A 19657-nucleotide genomic window follows, 5' to 3' on the forward strand; every position below is an offset into this window, starting at 1 on the left:
GACAAGTCCGTAGGACTTTGTCGACAGTCTGACACGCAACCTGAAAAAGGTTGCGTGTTTTTATTTATAAAAACATAAGTTGTCACAAAATTCAAAATACATATTGCAATTTGTATCTTTTATGGGTAAACTAGTCAAAAGGGGATGATGGGATATGATAACAAGATTACTATACATTTTTATTGCTTTCTTCATTAACTCAGCCATTACGTTTTACCTGACAGATATCGGTACAATGATGAATAGTCTGTTGAAATCAATGTCTATCAGTATGATCATTGTATTCTTATTCTATTACACAAAGTTAATGATGGAGACCAAAGGGGAATAACTAAATAGTACGACTTAAAATGAGATGACTTCGGGGTACATCTCATTTTTATTTTGAATGAAAGGAAGGATTATCATGTCCACATTAGTAATTATTGCACATCCTGATATTCAAGAAGGCGACGTTAATCAAGTATGGAAGAAAACATTAGAAGATCGTTCTGATTTAGTGACGGTACATGACTTGTATCAAACTTATCCAGATGGAAACATTGATGTTGAATATGAACAAGCGTTATTACAGAAACATGATTATATTATCTTTCAATATCCCATGTTTTGGATGAGTTATCCGCCACTTTTACAGCAATGGTTCGATGAAGTCTATACACATGGTTTTGCGTTTGATGGCGGTGACGCTTTAAAAGGAAAACATTTCGCATTAGCCATTTCATGCGGCCAACCAAAAGCACATTATAAAGAAGATGGACCGATAGGGTATACGATTGACGAAATTTGCAATCCATTAAAAGGTGTTGTTAATTTAATCGGTGGCCATTTCTTTGGCATTCATGCGATTTACCAAACGGATGACATCGATAATTTTGCGACTCTCGCAGAAAATGCTGATGAATATGTGGCATTTGTTGAAAGACTTCAAAAACAGTAACCACAAGCATTTTCCTTTAGACTCCTTGGTAGGTTCACTATACTATAGGTGACTACATAAGATGAGGAGCGAAAATAGTAATGGAACAACAAGCAATACGCGATCAAATTTTACAAGCATTTAATTTTAGACATGCGACAAAACGTTTTAATCCAGACAAAAAAGTGGGTGCAGAAGATTTCCATACCATTATTGAAGCTGGACGTCTTTCACCAAGCTCAATCGGTGCGGAACCATGGCGCTTTTTAGTCGTTCAAAATGAAGACTTACGTCAAAAATTAAAAAAAGTATCTTGGGGTGCACAAGGCCAATTAGATACAGCCTCACACTTTGTGATTTTACTTGCGCGTAAAAACGTACGTCCGGGTACAGAATATTTAACACATATTATGAAAGAAATAAAAAATGTACCAGATGATGTATTAGAAGATATGAATAAACGTTATGAAATGTTCCAAAATGATAGCTTGGATTTATATGAAAGTGAACGTTCATTATGGGACTGGGCAAGTAAACAAACATACATTGCCTTAGGTAATATGATGTCAGTAGCCGCATTTTTAGGTGTAGACTCTTGTCCAATTGAAGGTTTCAGTATGAGAGAAGTCACACAATTGCTTTCTGATGAAGGAATTATGAATGAAAATGAGTTCTTACCATCTGTTATGGTAGCTTTCGGTTATCGTGCAGAAGATCCGAAACGTGCCAAAACTCGTCAAGCATATGAAGATGTCATTGAATGGCTTGAATAGTTATTTAGGAAAGACTTGAGCTTTAACAGCTTGAGTCTTTTTATTTTAATTGTCTGAATCTTGTGTTTCTTACCTTTGTTTCAATGCTATAATATTACCTATATTCTTGATTTATAAAGATGTAATACATATTAAAGGGGAGTTTTAAGATGGTAAGAATAAAAATGTTTGATGTCGCACCTTATGAAATTGACGCAATTAAAAATTGGTCAGCAGAACACCAAGTAGAAGTGGATTATGAAAGCAATCCTTTAACTATGGACAATATTGAACAAGTAAAAGGATATGATGGCTTATCATTATCTCATAATGGACCATTCAATCCTGAGATTTATAGTAAATTAGAAAGCTATGGTATTAAACAAATTGCACAACGTAGTGCTGGCTTTGATATGTATGATTTAGAAGAAGCCAAAGTACATAATTTAATCATTACAACAGTACCCAGCTATTCACCAAGTTCTATTGCTGAATATGCAGTCACAGGCGCTTTGTATTTTGTGAGACAGTTGCCACTTATCAAACAACGTATGGAGAATCATAACTTTGTATGGGATGCACCATTGATTTCACGTCCTGTCAAAGATTTAACCATAGCGATTATCGGTGTAGGACGCATCGGCAGTATTTCAGCGCAATTGTTCTCAAATTTCGGTTGTAAAGTCGTTGGTTACGATATCGAAGATAAGACGAAATTAGAAAATATTGTTGAATTTAAAGATTCGTTAGAAGAGGCAATCGCACAAGCAGATATCGTTTCACTTCATGTCCCGGGAAATAAAGAGACGTATCATATGTTTAATCAAGCAACATTTAATCAGTTGAAAGATGGTGTGATCTTTGTCAACTGCGCACGTGGTATGGTTGTTGAGACACAAGCTTTGCTAGATGCATTGAATAGTGGTAAAGTAGCGGGTGCTGTTATCGATACGTATGAAAATGAGGCGCAATATTTCCGTAGAGATTTTTCAAATAGAGAAGTTCAAGATGAAACTTTATTAGAATTGATTGAACGTAATGATGTGTTAGCTTCTCCTCACATCGCATTCTTTACACACGAAGCTGTAAAAAATCTTGCTGAAGGCGGATTGAACAGTACTATGGAAGTGTTAGAAACAGGAGATGCACAAACAAGAGTCAACTAAAATGTTGTTGATAAATAAAAAGATAAAAGAAAGGAGGAAGTGATGAGATGAAAGTGTTTATGCATTTAAGCTGGTTTTTTAAACAAGAGAAGTTGAAGTATATTGTCGGGCTATTAGTATTACTCTTTATCGCATTATTTCAGCTTATTCCGCCGCAAATCATCGGTAAAACGATTGATGCGATTGCAGCTGATCGTTTAACGGGAAGGCAGCTATTTACTTATATGATGATACTTGCTTTTGCGGCAGTGATGATTTATATTCTACGCTACTCTTGGCGTGTTCTGATTTTTGGAACAAGTAATAAGCTAGGGAAGATTTTACGTAACCGTTTATATGAGAAATATACTTCTATGAGTCCATCTTTCTTCCAAAGACGTCGAACAGGTGACTTGATGGCCCATGCGACCAATGATATTAATGCTGTTCAAGGTGCCGCAGGTCCAGGGGTGTTAATGATTGGCGACTCTTTAATTACAGGAACTTCAATTTTAATTACGATGGCACTGACAATCAACTGGAAATTGACGTTGATAATTATGCTGCCTTTACCTATTTTAGTCTTATTAACAAGTTATTATGGTCGTTTGATGAGCAAAGGCTTTAAAAAAGCACAAGCTGCATTCAGTCGTTTAAATGATAAGACACAAGAAAGTATTGCTGGTATTAAAGTTACTAAAACAATGGGTTATGAAAAAAGTGACCAAAAGGACTTTAAAACTATCAGTGATGATGTGGTTCGAAAAAATTTAAAAGTTGCGCAAATTGATGCCTTATTCAGTCCAACGATTATGTTAGTGATTGGTACAAGTTACTTCCTTGCATTAGTGTTTGGGACATTTATGATTTTCAATCATACAATTACGTTGGGTCAGTTAATTACCGCAACAACGTATCTCGGTATGTTAGTGTGGCCGTTACTTGCGTTAGGTTTCTTCTTTAATATTATTCAAAGAGGTCATGCATCCTATGAAAGAATTAGTGGTATTTTAGACACAGAAAATGAAATAGATTTAACTTATAAAGTAAATGGTTATCCATCAGGGCCCATCACTTATCAAATTAAATCTTTTACTTTCCCGGGCAGTGAACATCCTTCGTTAAGAGATGTACACTTTACTATTGAAGAAGGTATGACTGTTGGTATAGTTGGGCGTACAAGTTCAGGAAAGAGTACGTTATTACGACTGTTAGTACGTGAATTTGATACGCAACGTCCTGAAGATATTACGTATGGCGGTATTCCAATCCGTGATTATGAAATCCAACATTTACGTGCAATGTTTGGTTATGTACCGCAAGACAACTTCTTATTCTCTACAACTATCCGAGAAAATATTGCCTTTGCGGTACCGAATAGTACAGAACAACAAATTCAACAAGCAGCTGAGACCAGCTATGTTCATCATGATATTTTAAATTTCCCTCAAGGGTATGACACGGTTGTTGGAGAACGTGGTGTTTCATTATCAGGAGGTCAAAAACAACGTGTTTCTATCGCACGTGCAGTCATTTCGGATCCGCCTGTCTTGATGTTTGATGACTCTTTGTCAGCGGTTGATGCAGATACAGAAGAACATATTCTTAATAATATGAGAGACCAAAGACAAGGCAAAACGAATATTATTACTGCCCATCGTATGAGTGCAGTGAGTCATGCGGATTTAATTATCGTGATGGATGAAGGTACAGTGGCAGAACAAGGGACACATGAACAATTGATGCGCAATCAAGGTTGGTATGCGAAAACTTATCAGTCACAACAATTACGCGACCAATTAACTAAAAAGTTAGATGAAGCGGCACATGAAGAGGAGGATGATTATCATGGCTAGAAGACAGAAAATGCATGGTGATAATCAACTCAGTGCGCGTGATCAGTGGCATACATTAATGCGCTTGATGCGTTATACCTTCCCGTTTAAATGGTTGATTTTAGCTGCCTTTGTGATGCTTGGGATTTCCACAGCAGCAGGTGTGGCAGTGCCTTATATTGTGAAAGTGTTTATTGATGATTACTTAACACCAAGACACTTTCCACAACATGAAATCATTTGGATGATTGTTATCTTTATCGGCATTGAATTGATTGGTGCGATAACAACGTATATTAACATTTATATGTTCCAAAACTTCGCATTTAAAATTATCCAACAATTACGTATTGATGCGTTTGATAAAATGGGCGAACTCGGCATGAAGTATTTTGATGAGGTGCCAAGTGGAAGTATCGTGTCACGATTAACGAATGACACAGAAGCCATCGTTAACATGTTTGTTGGGGTGTTTTCTTCCTTTATGATGGCATTATTTACAGTCATTTCAAGTTTTATTATGATGTTTATTCTAGATGTCAGACTTGCGTTAATGGCTTTATGTTTTATGCCGATTATTATCATTATTTTAGCTTTATATCGTAAATATGCTTCAATATTCTTTGCGCAAGCACGTCAACGGTTATCTGATTTGAACGCGAAACTTGCCGAATCTATTGAAGGTATCCGTATGATTCAAGTCTTTAACCAAGAACGCAGACTACAAAAAGAATTTGATGAAATTAACGAAGAGCACTATCAATATAACTTGAAAACGATTCGCCTAGATGGTCTATTATTACGTCCAGCCATCGGTATGTTAAGTATCTTTGCGACAGTAATGATACTAAGTTATTTCGGATTATTAAGCTTCTCTTCGACTGTGACGGCAGGGGTTGTTTATGCGTTCGTACAATATATGCAGCGCTTCTTCGAACCCATTAACCAGGTCAGTCAAAACTTGAATATATTCCAACAAGCTATTGTCGCAGCTAACCGTGTCTTTACATTACTAGATAACGACACATTAGAACCTAAACAAAATGAAATCGCTGACCACCATATCACAGAAGGTAAAATTGAATTTAAAGATGTAACTTTCAGTTATGATGGAGAACACAATGTATTAAAACATATTACATTTACTGCTAATCCTGGTGAAACAATAGCGCTTGTAGGCCATACAGGTTCTGGTAAAAGTACGATTATTAATTTATTTATGCGCTTTTATGAATTTCATCAAGGTGAAATATTAATTGATGGTCAATCTATCAAATCAATTCCAAAGCAAGAATTGAAACAAAAAGTAGGACTGGTTCTGCAGGATCCGTTTATCTTCTATGGAACAGTCTTATCTAACATCCGCTTATATCATCCAACAATGACATTCGAACAAGCAAAAGCTGCTGCAGAATTTGTGCATGCAGATCGCTTTATTGAACAACTGCCAGATCAATATGAGCATAAAGTAATAGAGAAGGGTAGTGCATTCTCTAGTGGTGAACGTCAGTTAATCGCATTTGCGAGAACGATGGCAATTGATCCTAAAATTCTTATTTTAGATGAAGCAACTGCTTTTATTGATTCTGAAACAGAAGAACAAATACAAAACTCATTGAAAGATATGCGTAAGGGACGTACAACGCTCGCAATTGCACATCGATTGTCGACGATTCAAGATGCAAATCAAATTTTAGTGTTAAATCAAGGTGAGATAGTCGAACGGGGTACCCATGAAGAATTACTTGCACAAAAAGGCATTTATTATAATATGTATTTGCTGCAAAATGGATAAAAGAATAAGCGTAACAAAAGAAGCACCTAAAGCCGTTTGAACTTTAGGTGCTTCTCTTTAGTTTATGTAAGTGTTATTCCTTACCAGCTAAGAATAGTTTAAACTCTGGGAATTGTTCAATCACACGTCTTGCGAATGAACAGCTCGCAGTGATTTTAAGTTGATTTGCATTCGCGTAATCTACTACTTTTTCAACGAGTTTCGTTCCGATACCTTGGCCGCCTAATTCATCACTGACAGCAGTATGGAAAATATCAATCACATTTTCTTGCTCATCTCTGAATTCAATGATGGCGCTCGGTGAACTTTCTTCCCCAATAAAGAACTTATGGTCGCCTTGCTTTAAATCTGTCATAGTCATAATCCCCTTTATCTATTTAATGTTACTCCTATCTAAATGGTACAAAACAAAGCGGGTCAGAAACAAGGGTTATTACAAAAATTATATGTTTTCTTTAATGTAAGCGTTTTCTTTAATTTATAAATTTACAAAATAATTAACGTCAAATTAAAAAGAGTACTTTTCTCTTTAATGTGTATATGAATAGTGAACCTAACTGTTTTTTAATTATAAAATATTAGGTTGAAAATTTCAGAATTCTGAGAATCTAAAAGATTTCATGAATACCATTGCAATTTAGTGTATTTAAGGGTATAGTTTAAAACATAATGATTACGATTTGGAGGGACCTTTTAAGATGAAAAAGACACTTTTCATAATGTTATCTTTAGTCTTAACAGTTGTATTAGCAGCTTGCGGTAATGGTGACAGCAGCAAAGACAGCGGTAATAAAGACAGTAAAGATGCTAAGTACAGCGAAAGCAATAAGATGAAAGTTAACACAACTGTATTCGCATTCCAAAGTTTTGCGGATCAAATCGGCGGTAAATATGCAGATGTGAAATCAATTTACCCACCAGGTACAGACTTACATAGTTTTGAACCAACACAAAAAGAAATCATGAACATTTCTAAAGGCGACTTATTTATTTATACAGACAAAGAAATGGACCCAGCAGCGGGTAAAATTGCGAAAACAATAAAAGACAACAAGAAAGTGCTTGAGTTAACAAAAGGCTTAGACAAAAACGCGATTCTTCCTGGTGAAGAACATGAGCATGAACACGAACATGAACATGGTGACCACGAAGAAGGTGAACACCACGAACACGGTGAACATGAAGAACACGGTGAACATGAAGAGCATGGTGATCACGAAGAACACCATCATCACCACGGCAAATACGATCCACATATTTGGTTAGATCCAGTAGCAGATAAAACATTTGCGAAAGAAATCAAAGATGAATTTGTGAAAAAAGACCCTGATCACAAAGATTACTACGAAAAGAACTACAAAAAATTAGTTCAAGACATCTCAGATGTGGATAAAGAATTAAAAGACGTTTCTAAAAACAAAAAACGCGACAAAGTGATTATCTCTCACGATTCATTAGCTTACTTAGCTAAACGTTATGACTTCGAACAAGAAGGTATTAACGGCATGAACAACGATGAACCAACACAAAAAGAATTAATGGCTATCGTTTCTGATATCAAGAAAGAAAAACAACCATATGTATTATACGAACAAAACATCACTTCTAAAGTGACAGATATCATCAGAAAAGAAACTAACACGAAACCATTACCATTCCACAACTTATCAGTTTTAACAAAAGATGAATCAAAAGATAAAGATGTTACTTATCAATCATTAATGAAGAAAAACATCGAGTCACTGAAAAAAGCTTTAGACAACTAATGTGATTAACGTTTATGATACGCATTTCCGGTTAAATCGGAAGTGCGTATTTTTTTATTTACATGAAACAAAATACTGGTATAAAAATTATACTGGTGTTATAATGAGTTTAACAAAGTAAGTATAATAATTATACTGAATAAAGGAGGTTTCCATATATGGAAAATATTAAACGTATACATCATATTTCAGCAATTGTAGGTGACGCACAAGAGAACTTAGACTTCTATCGTAATGTACTTGGCTTACAATTGATTAAACAAACAGTAAACTTCGATGACCCAGGTGTTTATCACTTATACTTCTCAAGACAAGATGACGACAAACGTATGGTAATGACATTCTTTAACTGGCCAAATCAACATAAAGGTCGAGTGGGAAGCGGACAAGTTGGACGTATCGCATTCAGAATTCCTAAAGGCTCAATGGATGCTTGGGAAGCACATTTAAATGAACAAGGTATTGAAACTAAAATTTCTGGTTTATTCGACGAAGCAACATTAGAATTTAATGATGTGCATGGACTAGCTTTAGCATTAGTTGAAGGACAAGAAGAAGCTGAAGATAATGCTATTATAGGTTTCCATGGTACAGAACTATTATCTGCAGATCCAGCAGGTACTCGCAGCACATTAGTAGATGATATGGGGTTAAGTGTTGTTAACGAAAACCCTTCTAAAATCCACTTAGAAACAGAGGGCGAAGAAAAACACCAAATCATTATGTCTGCACAACCATTGCCAAAAGGTTTATTCGGTGTAGGTACAGTGCATCATGTGGCTTGGTCTATCCCAACAGAAGCAGAACATTTAGAATGGCAAAAACACATGGAAGACCATGGTTATTTTGTGACAGAAGTTAAAGACCGTAATTACTTCAAAGCGATTTACTTCAAAGAAAAAGGTGACATCGTATTTGAAATGGCGACAGATGGTCCAGGCTTTGCGGTAGATGAGCCGAAAGATCAATTAGGTCAACATCTTCAATTACCGCTACAATACGAAGATAGACGCGAAGCTTTAACGCAAAATCTTAAACCATTGAAATTATAATATCAGTTATATAAAAGAACTCCTGTGCTTACTTATTTAGAGTAAGTGACAGGAGTTTTTTTCGTTTGAATAATGATAATAACAAGATGAGGAATTATTTTTTAAAGGTTCAAAGTGCCATAAATATTTTAACCTCGAAACATTTGGACATATAAAAGAAAGATTTGGATATTCTATTGTTTTCAGAAAAATGATAACGTTTACATGAATAGAAAATTAATTATTTGAAGGTACAAAGACAACACCAGAAATAACAATCTATAGATAGAGGTGAAAGGATTGGAAAGAAAATTAACGCGCTTTGAAAAGTATGCATTTGGATTCGGAACAGTAGGAAAAGACGCCATTTTTAATATTGTCAGTTTGTTTTTAATGTTCTATATTACGGACATTGTTGGACTCTCACCCGCATTCGTCGGAGTGTTGTTTTTCGCAGCACGTATTTGGGATGCGATTAACGACCCGATTATGGGCATGATTGTTGATAATACACACAACCGCTTCGGCAAATTCAAAACATGGCTCGTTATCGGTACATTAATTAACGCTGTCATCACAGTATTACTCTTCACAAACTTTGATTTCGCAGGCAACGGCATGTACATTTACATCTCAATCATGTACATCATATGGGGTATGACTTATACCATTATGGACATCCCGTATTGGTCATGGCTGCCAAACTTAACGAATAACCCACGTGAACGTGAAGAAGTTGCGGTAGTGCCACGTTTCTTTGCGAGCTTTGCGGCATTTGTGATCGGAAGCTTCGGTTTAATGTTTATCCATAAATTAGACGATTTCTTAGGTCAACCGTTCAGAGGTGCAGGTATTTTTGCGCTTGCAATCATCTGTAGTATTACATTTATCATTACTATCGGTATTACAGTATTCTTCGTTCATGAAGACACTGAAATTGAAAGACAAAACGCAATTAAAGTCCGTTTTAAAGATATTTGGCGTATTCTCTTTAAAAACAAAGAGTTGCTTGCGGTAATTGGTGTAATCTTAGCATTCAACTTATGTGGACAAATGATTAACGCAATTATCTTGTATTACTTTAAATATGTGGCAGGCGTAGAAAGCTTATTCTCTGTCTTTAACACAATGATTCTTATGGAAATGGGATCATTATTGATTTTCCCATACTTAGTTAAGAAAGTCGGACGTAGTGCAGTATTCAACTACGCTGTATTTGGAATTATTATTGGTTTAGTAGTTATCTTGCTTGCAGGCTTTATTGCGCCGCACGCAGCAATCTGGGTAATTATTGGCGGTGCATGTATCCGCTTCGGTACAGGTACACTTGTCGGAATCAACACAGTCGCGTTAGCTGACGTAATCGACTACAGTGAAGTGAAATTCGGTCAACGTAACGAAAGTGTCATCACATCAACACAAACATTCTTAGTAAAATTAGCACAAGCATTTGCGGGATTAAGTGTCGGTGTCGGTTTATCAATGATTGGTTATGTGCCAAATGTTGAACAAACAACAGATACAATCTGGGGTATCAGAATCGGTATGATTGGGGTACCAATCTTCTTTATCATCATTTGTAGTATTTTATATCATAAAGCCTTCAACTTAAAAGGCGACTTCTTACGTGATATTCAACAAACACTTGAATTTAAACGTAAAAGAGAAGGACGTCCGCCGATTCATAAAGAAGAAAAACTGTAACAATACAATAAGCAGTGTTAGAGCCTTCATTCATAACTCTATCCACTGCTTTTGTTTTACAGCAACAAAAAAGTAGCTGCTTGATAGTTTCATTTATTCAGATTGCAATGCTTTTCTGGCCTTATAATTTTTGCGGTATTGCGTAGGTGGACAGTTAAAGTACTTAGAGAAAGCCTTGGAGAAAGCAAGTGACACATCATAATTAAGTTCATCTGCAATGGCTTGCACAGTTTTATTTGTGAATTTCAGCTGCTCAGCCGCAAAAGCCATACGAAGATCGGTGAGATATCTACTTGGTGAAGCGCCAAATTGCTTTTTGAAACGTTTATAGAGCTGACTACGGCTCATGTTTGCGACTTGAGCAGCATTATCAACAGTAGTATCTTTGCTTTTGAAGTTGTCATTGAAATATTCTAAAGCATCTTTTAAATCTGTTGCTTCACGTTGATCAGGAATTACAATTTCTTTTTGGTTTTGTTGTGTTAGGAAATATAACAATTCAAATAGTCTTATCTTTAGTAAGATATCGTGGGTGTCCTCAGGGGTATGGCTGTTTGCCAGAATGCAGATTTTAAAGATTAATTTAAACAGTGTTTCAGTGTTTTGATTTAAGAGGACGAATTCATCTGATAAAGAAGTACGTGTAATAAAGCTGATGGCATGCGTGCCGCTGAAGCCGACCCACATATAATGCCAAGGTGTTTCTCCTGTCGCATGATATTTGACATGCATGCCTTTGAGCAATAAGAAGACATCACCTTTCTTTAAATGGTAAGTCGTATCATTCACAGTAAAGGTGCCGGTTCCTTGTGTCACGATATGCAAGACAGCAGGTTTAGTGACTTCATATTCATAGCCGTTACCTACGTATAAGTTTTCTTTGCCGCATTCATCAACTTGGGCTTCGTAGCTTGTTTTTTTAAGTTTTGTCCAAAAGACTTGCACTTGTCTCACTCTCTTTCTCTCTATGATAGAGCCATTATAACACGTATATTTAACAAAATTATATAATTTTTGAAAAATACATAGGAGGGTCATACCTTGAAATTAGATTTACACTATAACTTAGAACAATTACATGTTAATACATTACCTTATGCCGCTTATTTTATCCCAAAGCCACAACAACACAATACTTCTGTAACACAGTTATCTGGTAACTGGAACTTCGGTTTCTTCAACAGTGTGGCAGAGTTTGAAGCAAGCCGTCATAAAGTGACACAAACTTTACCGGTACCGTCTGTGTGGAATTTACATGGATTTGACCAAACACAATATGTCAATATTAAATATCCAATCCCATTTGATCCGCCGTATGTACCAGAAGATAATCCATGTGGTTATTATGAACGCAACTTTACCATCGATTCTATCTATGACAATGACCATCAATTTGTGTTGAACTTTGACGGTGTCAGCAGTGCGTATTATGTATGGATCAATAATACATTTGTAGGCTACAGCCAAGTTTCACGCAGTGCGTCACGTTTTGATGTCACATCTTTTGTTCAAGAAGGGGATAATACGATTCAAGTATTAGTCGTTAAATATTCAGATGGTACGTATTTTGAAGATCAAGATATGTTTAGACATTCAGGTATCTTCAGAGATGTGTATATTGTAGAACGTCCTAACAATCGTATTGAAGATTATACGATTCAAACGACAGTCGATACAGCTGTACAAACAGGTGCAGTCCATTTAGATGTGACGCAAGTAAATGGTAAACCTGATTATACAGTAGCGCTGCTTGACCAAGAAGGCGGCGTCATTACTGAACAAAAAGGGACAAATGAAGATGTTTTAGTATTAAATGTAGAAGACGCCGTATTTTGGAGTGCTGAAACACCTTACCTTTATACGCTAGTTATCACTACTGCGGATGAAGTTATCACTGAACAGGTCGGTTTACGTGAAGTTGAAATTAAAGATCAACAGTTATGGATTAATGGTAAATCTGTGAAATTGCGTGGGGCTAACTATCACGACAGTAACCCGGAAACGGGATATGTCTTAACTGAAGCGCAAATGCATGAAGATTTGACATTAATGAAACAAGCCAACTTTAATGCGATTCGTACAGCACACTATCCGAAAGCGCCTCGCTTCTATGAGTTAGCTGATGAATACGGGTTCTATGTGATGAGTGAAGCGGATTTAGAAACACATGGCGTAGTGCTGTTTTATGGAGATGAAAATACTAAAGACTTTAATATTATCGCAGATGATCCGCAATACGAAGCACCGATTTTAGATCGTATTGAAGCGTCTATTGTGCCGCTACGCAACTTCTCATCTATTATTATGTGGTCATTAGGTAATGAATCTGGATATGGTGTCAATATTGAGAAAGCAGCTGAACTTGCGAAGGATTTAGATGCAACACGTCCAGTCCATTATGAAAGTGCCTTTTACGCAGAAGGTGGGGAAGATTTCTCTAAACTAGATATGATCAGTCGTATGTATCCGTCACCTGAAGAAATTAAAGAGCGTTATTTAGATAATCAAAATATTACACAACCCTTTATCTTATGCGAGTATGCACATGCGATGGGGAATTCACCAGGTGGTCTTTTAGAATATCATGAATTATTAGAAGCGTATCCAAGCTTTATTGGTGCGTTTGTTTGGGAATGGTGCGACCACGCAGTAAATATCAGTCAAGATGAAGCGCAACCAGTCTTTCGTTATGGCGGAGATTTCGGAGAAGATTTACATGACGGCAACTTCTGTGTAGATGGTATCGTATCGCCAGATAGAACGCCGCACGAAGGTTATTATGAATTCCAACAAGTGAATCGTCCGGTGATTTTATCTCATTATGATAAACAGACGTTAACGTTTTATAATCGTCTCGATTTTATTGATGCAAATGAAGTCTTGCAATTACGTTTTACGATTACGACATTATCAGGTGAACAATATGAAGAGTATGCAGATTTAACAGGATTTGAACCACATACTGAAATTTCTGTGGAACTGCAGACGTTTATTGATGAAGCGATTTTAAACCAAATCAGTGATATTTTAGTAGAGTATATTTCACTTAAAGATCAAACAATTTTAGGTCATGATCAAATCGTTCAAGAACGTTTGGAATTTGAAACAGTAACAGAGCATGAAGCTGCTTATCAAGTATCAGTGGATGATACAGCGCATACTATTCATATTTCAGGAGAGAATAGTGATTATGCGTTTGATACACAAACTGCTTCATTAACGCACGTTACACAAGCAGGTAAGTTCGTGCTTCATGAATCTACTGCAATCCGCATTTGGCGTGCACCGACAGATAATAACATTAATATTCGTAAGCAATGGGAAGAAATGGGTTACGAACATGCGCATACGCGTGTATATGATTATTCGATTGTCGAATCTGAAGGCGGCGTGAGTATTCAATTCCAAATCAGTATTGTGCATAAACGTGTGCCGAAAATCTTAACGGGGACTTTAACTTGGTTAGTGCATGCGGATGGTAAGATTGAAGCGGATTTAGAACTTGAGAAGAATGCACGTATGCCGTTCTTACCGAGACTTGGCTTAGAATTCAAGTTATCAAATGACTATCAAAAATTAGCATACTATGGTCATGGACCCTTCAGCAGTTATGATGATAAGCAGCTTGCGAGTCATTTAGGTTACTTTGTTTCTACAGTCAATGATAATTTCTGGCCGCATATCAGACCGCAAGAAGACGGCAGTCACAATAATACAACACATGTGACATTAAATAATACAACAACACAAGTTGCGTTTAACGCTGAAACACCATTCAGTTTCAATGCGAAACCTTATTCAGATGCGCAACTTACAACAGTAGAACATGCAGATCAATTACACTTAGATGGTTACACATATGTTAATATCGATGTTGGCCAAAGTGGTATCGGTACAAACAGTTGTGGACCGGAATTACCAGAACGTTATCGTATGGATGATGCAGAGTATCACTTAAACTTTACATTGCAGTTCAATACATTATCTTAAATTCTAGTACACGAGACAAATCACAAGCTATAAAAATAAGATATAACCACAAAAAAGCAGAAGGTGACGTTTAATCAGTCAACCTTCTGCTTTTCTTTATGGTTATTAATCTGTATAGCGATGAGACATAAGTTCTTTTAAGTTGCGGATTTCTTCTTTGATGAATTGTCCTGTGTTCGTATCGCGGATACGTTTACGTTGAAGTTCTTTATCAACAAGACGTTTTGTAGATAATTCATCTGCACCGTATCGTAATACGTTTTCTTTCGTGTTGAAGTGTTGGTGTGCCACTAGCTGCATACCGTAAGAGTTGTACAGTAACGTATAACCCGCAATACCTGTTGTAGATTGATACACTTTAGAGAAGCCGCCATCAATGACGATCATTTTACCGTCGGCTTTAATCGGATCTTCACCATCAATTTCTTTGACTGGTGTATGCCCGTTAATGATATGACCTTGTTCAGGATCTAAATCAAAGTCTTCTAAGAGTTTGCCTACAACTTTAGGGTCTTCACGTAGTGAATAATATGGGTTCTTTTCTTCTTTATGAGTTGCTTTATCTTTAATGAAATAACGTTCGAATGTTGTCATGGCACGTTTTCCGAATAACGAAGAATATTTACCTGTCCATAAATACCAAACTAAGTCAGTTGCTAAATCATCGGTAATATCTTTATTTCGGAATGCTTTACGCATATACATTTCGAATTGGTCTAATAATGGACGGCCAGCATAGAATGTGCCATCAATTTCCATACCTTCCATATTGCCATGTTCATCAATCGGGATACAGCCGTGAATTAATAAATTACCGTTGTAAGGTAAGTAAAGTGAACCTTTATCCATTAAGAATGTCATATGACGTTTAAGCTTTTCTGATTCTTGTACAGAAACTAATAATTTATCAATGACTTCTTGTTCTTCTGGTAATAATTTAGCTGGGTCTTCTGGATCTACTGTCACGAAACATGTATCTGTTAATTCATGTGTTTGGCCATGTAATGTATACGTTAAGTTATCATAGTCAACATGTTCTAAGACTAAGCGTTCTTCCATTTCGAAAGAAGGACGACGTTTGATAATCGGCATTTCTAATTTGAATTGAATCATCGCAATGGCTTGATGAATTTTAGTGATTTGAAGTTGTTCTTGTTCAGATAAGTTAGAATCAGAACGTAATTTTGGACGGAAAGCTGGGTTATCACCATAGTATTTTTCAGCTAAGTTTAATAATGGGCGTAAGTTGATACCGTAAGCATCTTCAACGATATTCAAGTTATCGTAACGTGCACAAATACGTAAGATGTTAGCTAGGCAGACACGAGAACCGGCATAGGCACCAATCCAAATCGCATCGTGGTTGCCCCATTGGATATCAACAGAATGATAGTTGATTAATGTTTCTACAATTTTTTCAGGTTCAGGACCACGGTCATAAATATCACCGACAACATGTAAGTGATCTACGACTAGACGTTGAATTGTGTAAGATAAACCGATAATTAAATCGTCTGCTTGTTGAGTTTCGATGATTTGACGCATCAACGTATTGTAGTAAGGTGTTTTATTCTCAAGTTCGTTGGTTTTATAAAGTAACTCTTCGACAATATAAACAAACTTTTTAGGTAATGCTTTACGTAATTTAGAACGTGTATATTTTGAAGCGGAATATTGAACCATTTGAATCATTTGGTCAATACGTGTTTCATACCAACGGTTTAATGGCTCTTTTGTTTCGAAGCTGCTTTTAACCATTCTTAATTTATCTTCTGGATAATAAATTAAAGCAGTGAAGTCGCTGATTTCTTGGTTCGACATTTTATCTTTGAAGATGTCATTGACTTTCGTACGAACATTGCCTGAACCGTTACGTAAGACATGTTGGAAAGATTCATATTCTCCATGTAAGTCACTGACAAAGTGTTCTGTACCTTTTGGTAATTCTAAAATAGATTCTAGACTGATAATTTCTGATGCAAGTTGTTCTTCATGGTTGAATTTCTCTGCAAGTAAATCGAAATACTTATTTTTAAGTTCACGTTCGTTGGTAATCATTTGTGCCTCCTGGGTTTAATAATAATAGCGCTTACATTTGATTATTGTACTTTTTTAACAATTTTTCAATGGTGACGTTTTAAAAAACTGAAAAAATAATGTGTGGTTGGATTAAAAAGAGGGAGAATAGAGAAATAAACTAAATATTTGAATCAGCTATGTTAAAATAAAAATAACATAAAAATATCAGGAGGTCTTATGACACCATTATTATCAGTACATCATTTAACGAAACAGTTTTCTAATAGCCGCTTCTCCATCAATGATGTCTCCTTTCAAGTTGATCCAGGTGAAATTGTCGCTTTAATCGGCAAAAATGGTTCAGGCAAATCAACGTTAATTCGTATGATTGTGGGAGATTATCCTTTAACTAGCGGAGAAATCTATTTTTTCGGTCAACGTGTTTCACCTGAAGATACAGACTACAAAAATGACATGAGTGTTGTATTTGATTCCATGAATTTCACTAAAAATATGACCGTTGATAAGTTGAATCGTATGTTTCAAAAGGTGTTCCGCCATTTTGACAGTACTTTGTTTAATGATTATATCCAGCGTTTTGAACTGCCAGAAAAACAGGCAGTTAAATTCTTTTCAAGAGGTATGTCTATGAAACTCTCTATGGCAGTCGCATTGTCACACAAAAGTCGATTATTGATTTTAGATGAAGCGACAGCAGGATTGGACGCAGCAAGTCGTGATGAGATTCAAGATGAAATTGAAAAGTTCGTACATGATAGCAATCGTGGTGTGTTGATGACATCTCATATTGCGGAAGATATTGACCGCTTAGCGACAAAGTTAGTTTTTCTGAGACATGGCCAAGTTTATAAGCAAATTGACAAAGCAGCATTATTCAACAATTATGCACGTTTAACATGTGATGAAACAGAATTTGAAAAACTTGTAGACGAAGATGTGTTAGCAAAAAAACACCACTTAGGTGAAGTTCAAGCGATTGTGTTAAAAAATGAACGTACTTTGTCTTTTGATTTAGAATCTATCGAGTACATTGATCAAGTCAGTAAAATAATCTTAAGAGGTGAAGACATATGAAGGGTTTAATTTATAGTCAGTATTATTCAACTCAGAAAGCATTGTGGATCTACTTAGGTATCGGTTTATTGTTAGGTATCGGGTTCACAGCTGTGGATTTAGAAGGGTTTCAACCGTTAATCAGTTTAATCATTTTAATGTTTTCTGTTTCAGCTGCGACTGATAATTTGAAAAATGAAGCAGCAGCGGGTTGGTATAAATATGCGATTACATTACCTGTCAGTCGCAAAGAAATTGTACAAGCACATTATGCATATTATTTTTTGTCTGCTGGATTAGGGTTAGCCATTGTTCTGTTTATTTTTGCAGGCAGATATCTATTAGGCTTCGGTACTATTACGGAATCCTTGTCAGCTATCATGTTAGGGATAGGAATTTGTTTGTTAGTGTCATTGTTTTATCCGTGTACTTATGTGGTTGGTGCAGATAAATCGAATATAATTCAAATGATTATCACAGGAATTATAGTAGTTACATATCTCGTGTATAACACTGTAACACTTATCATTGGCGGTTATATGTATGGCTCAGGTAATGATGCTATGCAGCATACTAGTTTTGAACTGGGACGCATGTCTATCTTCCTTGTCTTTGCGCTAATACTTGCGCTACTTGGTTACTTCATAGGTTTGAACAAGTTTAAAAATCAGAATTTCTAAAAAATCAAAATAAATCATAACAAATAGATAAAGCACACTTCAAAAAAATGAAGTGTGCTTTATTTTCGTATTGTTTAGTTCTGTCTATGACGGCGTTTCGCAATGTAACGGTAAGCAAAGTATACTAACGCAATTGCGATAATAGCATACATGATATATGAGTATATATGCATTACATTTAAAATATCGTGCCAGTTATCGCTTAACGATTTACCTAAATAGATTAAACCGAAGTTCCAAATTGTTGTGCCGACTAATGACAATGTCGCAAATGTGACGATGTTCATTTTGTTGACGCCTGCAGGAATAGTGATCAATACACGTAAAACTGGAACGAAGCGACAGATAAAGACTGCGATTGCACCGTATTTTTTAAACCAATTGTTGGCACGTTCAACGTCTTTACCTTTAAGTTTAATCCATTTACCGTATTTGTCTACGAAGCGGTAAAGTTTCTGTTCATTAACTAAGCTACAGATGTAATACAGAATCAATAGCCCCATAAATGAAGCGACTGTTGCGATAATCAATAGCAGCCAAATAGAAATATGTGATTTTGCGGCTAATACACCTGCGAAAGTCAGCACAATTTCTGAAGGCACGAAAGGCAGGATATTCTCAGCAAGAATTAAAATAAAAATTGCGAGATATCCCCAACGCGAAATAAAGTCAGTCAGTATTTGTTCCATGGTAATGCGATGACTCCTTTTTATGTACAAGTTTTATAATGTTTTAATTTTATTTAAAGAACACTTGTGGTTTTGTGTCCAAGCTATATTGTACTAAAAATAGAATCAAATGACATCTATTTATATATCCAGCATATGCATGTCCAAATTTAAAAATCGTAAAAGTCAGGCGTAGTCATGGTTTGTTCGAGGTGTTTTGTAAATAACGAAATAATATTGTGTCATTCATAGTGTTCAAATTTCTGTAAAAAAGTTATT

16 protein-coding genes are annotated in these 19657 nt (G+C 36.0%); 12 read left to right on the plus strand and 4 right to left on the minus strand.

Annotated elements, in window-relative coordinates; genetic code table 11:
- Positions 1 to 154: 154 nt before the first annotated feature.
- The 6 genes from HMPREF3270_RS13955 (at position 155) to HMPREF3270_RS07915 (ending at position 6446) form a co-directional block, all read left to right on the plus strand.
- Entirely contained in the window at positions 155 to 331 is a 177-nt protein-coding gene (locus tag HMPREF3270_RS13955) for a hypothetical protein (protein WP_002479814.1), read from the plus strand.
- A gap of 75 nt (positions 332 to 406) precedes the next feature.
- Positions 407 to 940, plus strand: coding sequence for an NAD(P)H-dependent oxidoreductase (locus tag HMPREF3270_RS07895; protein ID WP_070848191.1), 534 nt, complete (start codon positions 407 to 409; stop codon positions 938 to 940).
- A gap of 80 nt (positions 941 to 1020) precedes the next feature.
- Entirely contained in the window at positions 1021 to 1692 is a 672-nt protein-coding gene (locus tag HMPREF3270_RS07900; protein ID WP_070867236.1) for an NAD(P)H-dependent oxidoreductase, read from the plus strand.
- A gap of 149 nt (positions 1693 to 1841) precedes the next feature.
- Positions 1842 to 2837 (plus strand): D-2-hydroxyacid dehydrogenase, encoded by a 996-nt coding sequence (locus HMPREF3270_RS07905; protein ID WP_070848190.1) that lies wholly within the window; start codon positions 1842 to 1844, stop codon positions 2835 to 2837.
- A 47-nt stretch (positions 2838 to 2884) separates the two neighbouring features.
- A complete protein-coding gene (locus HMPREF3270_RS07910; protein ID WP_070848189.1) occupies positions 2885 to 4672 on the plus strand; it encodes an ABC transporter ATP-binding protein in 1788 nt (595 codons plus the stop codon).
- Complete coding sequence (locus tag HMPREF3270_RS07915) at positions 4665 to 6446, plus strand: ABC transporter ATP-binding protein (protein WP_371106803.1); 1782 nt, start codon at positions 4665 to 4667, stop codon at positions 6444 to 6446. The genes HMPREF3270_RS07910 and HMPREF3270_RS07915 overlap by 8 nt, the downstream gene beginning before the upstream one ends.
- 73 nt (positions 6447 to 6519) lie before the next feature.
- On the opposite strand, the gene HMPREF3270_RS07920 is transcribed toward HMPREF3270_RS07915, so the two are convergent.
- On the minus strand, positions 6520 to 6801 hold the full coding sequence (locus HMPREF3270_RS07920; RefSeq protein ID WP_002479808.1) for a GNAT family N-acetyltransferase: 282 nt from the start codon (positions 6799 to 6801) through the stop codon (positions 6520 to 6522).
- Between the two features lie 343 nt (positions 6802 to 7144).
- Between HMPREF3270_RS07920 and HMPREF3270_RS07925 the strand changes: the two genes are divergently transcribed.
- From HMPREF3270_RS07925 to melB, 3 genes are all read left to right on the plus strand, one after another.
- Complete coding sequence (locus tag HMPREF3270_RS07925; RefSeq protein WP_070848188.1) at positions 7145 to 8212, plus strand: metal ABC transporter solute-binding protein, Zn/Mn family; 1068 nt, start codon at positions 7145 to 7147, stop codon at positions 8210 to 8212.
- 158 nt (positions 8213 to 8370) lie between these two features.
- Positions 8371 to 9264, plus strand: coding sequence for a VOC family protein (locus HMPREF3270_RS07930; protein WP_070848187.1), 894 nt, complete (start codon positions 8371 to 8373; stop codon positions 9262 to 9264).
- A 279-nt stretch (positions 9265 to 9543) separates the two neighbouring features.
- A complete protein-coding gene (gene melB, locus HMPREF3270_RS07935; protein WP_070848186.1) occupies positions 9544 to 10947 on the plus strand; it encodes a melibiose:sodium transporter MelB in 1404 nt (467 codons plus the stop codon).
- 93 nt (positions 10948 to 11040) lie between these two features.
- On the opposite strand, the gene HMPREF3270_RS07940 is transcribed toward melB, so the two are convergent.
- Complete coding sequence (locus HMPREF3270_RS07940; RefSeq protein WP_081600380.1) at positions 11041 to 11901, minus strand: AraC family transcriptional regulator; 861 nt, start codon at positions 11899 to 11901, stop codon at positions 11041 to 11043.
- 87 nt (positions 11902 to 11988) lie between these two features.
- Between HMPREF3270_RS07940 and HMPREF3270_RS07945 the strand changes: the two genes are divergently transcribed.
- Positions 11989 to 14937 (plus strand): glycoside hydrolase family 2 TIM barrel-domain containing protein, encoded by a 2949-nt coding sequence (locus tag HMPREF3270_RS07945; RefSeq protein ID WP_070867237.1) that lies wholly within the window; start codon positions 11989 to 11991, stop codon positions 14935 to 14937.
- 105 nt (positions 14938 to 15042) lie between these two features.
- Here the strand turns inward: HMPREF3270_RS07945 and HMPREF3270_RS07950 are convergent, their stop codons facing one another.
- Entirely contained in the window at positions 15043 to 16995 is a 1953-nt protein-coding gene (locus HMPREF3270_RS07950; protein ID WP_002479802.1) for a fructose-bisphosphatase class III, read from the minus strand.
- Positions 16996 to 17193: 198 nt separating this feature from the next.
- On the opposite strand from HMPREF3270_RS07950, the gene HMPREF3270_RS07955 reads away from it, so the two are divergent.
- Positions 17194 to 18051, plus strand: a complete 858-nt coding sequence (locus HMPREF3270_RS07955; RefSeq protein WP_070848184.1) for an ABC transporter ATP-binding protein — start codon at positions 17194 to 17196, stop codon at positions 18049 to 18051.
- Positions 18048 to 18710, plus strand: coding sequence for an ABC-2 transporter permease (locus HMPREF3270_RS07960; RefSeq protein ID WP_070848183.1), 663 nt, complete (start codon positions 18048 to 18050; stop codon positions 18708 to 18710). Before HMPREF3270_RS07955 ends, HMPREF3270_RS07960 begins: the two co-directional genes overlap by 4 nt.
- A 74-nt stretch (positions 18711 to 18784) precedes the next feature.
- On the opposite strand, the gene HMPREF3270_RS07965 is transcribed toward HMPREF3270_RS07960, so the two are convergent.
- Positions 18785 to 19399 (minus strand): undecaprenyl phosphate transporter UptA, encoded by a 615-nt coding sequence (locus HMPREF3270_RS07965; protein ID WP_070848182.1) that lies wholly within the window; start codon positions 19397 to 19399, stop codon positions 18785 to 18787.
- Positions 19400 to 19657 lie beyond the last annotated feature (258 nt).

Source organism: Staphylococcus sp. HMSC65H10 (genome assembly GCF_001839185.1).
Taxonomy (GTDB): domain Bacteria; phylum Bacillota; class Bacilli; order Staphylococcales; family Staphylococcaceae; genus Staphylococcus; species Staphylococcus simulans.

Bases quoted from the DNA above. Each gene is read 5' to 3' on its own strand.
- HMPREF3270_RS07950 (WP_002479802.1), bottom strand. From the start codon at position 16,995: ATGATTACCAACGAACGTGAACTTAAAAATAAGTATTTCGATTTACTT.
- HMPREF3270_RS07900 (WP_070867236.1), top strand. From the start codon at position 1,021: ATGGAACAACAAGCAATACGCGATCAAATTTTACAAGCATTTAATTTT.
- HMPREF3270_RS07925 (WP_070848188.1), top strand. From the start codon at position 7,145: ATGAAAAAGACACTTTTCATAATGTTATCTTTAGTCTTAACAGTTGTA.
- HMPREF3270_RS07905 (WP_070848190.1), top strand. From the start codon at position 1,842: ATGGTAAGAATAAAAATGTTTGATGTCGCACCTTATGAAATTGACGCA.
- HMPREF3270_RS07920 (WP_002479808.1), bottom strand. From the start codon at position 6,801: ATGACAGATTTAAAGCAAGGCGACCATAAGTTCTTTATTGGGGAAGAA.
- HMPREF3270_RS07965 (WP_070848182.1), bottom strand. From the start codon at position 19,399: ATGGAACAAATACTGACTGACTTTATTTCGCGTTGGGGATATCTCGCA.
- HMPREF3270_RS07955 (WP_070848184.1), top strand. From the start codon at position 17,194: ATGACACCATTATTATCAGTACATCATTTAACGAAACAGTTTTCTAAT.
- HMPREF3270_RS07930 (WP_070848187.1), top strand. From the start codon at position 8,371: ATGGAAAATATTAAACGTATACATCATATTTCAGCAATTGTAGGTGAC.
- HMPREF3270_RS07895 (WP_070848191.1), top strand. From the start codon at position 407: ATGTCCACATTAGTAATTATTGCACATCCTGATATTCAAGAAGGCGAC.
- HMPREF3270_RS13955 (WP_002479814.1), top strand. From the start codon at position 155: ATGATAACAAGATTACTATACATTTTTATTGCTTTCTTCATTAACTCA.
- HMPREF3270_RS07960 (WP_070848183.1), top strand. From the start codon at position 18,048: ATGAAGGGTTTAATTTATAGTCAGTATTATTCAACTCAGAAAGCATTG.
- HMPREF3270_RS07915 (WP_371106803.1), top strand. From the start codon at position 4,665: ATGGCTAGAAGACAGAAAATGCATGGTGATAATCAACTCAGTGCGCGT.
- HMPREF3270_RS07910 (WP_070848189.1), top strand. From the start codon at position 2,885: ATGAAAGTGTTTATGCATTTAAGCTGGTTTTTTAAACAAGAGAAGTTG.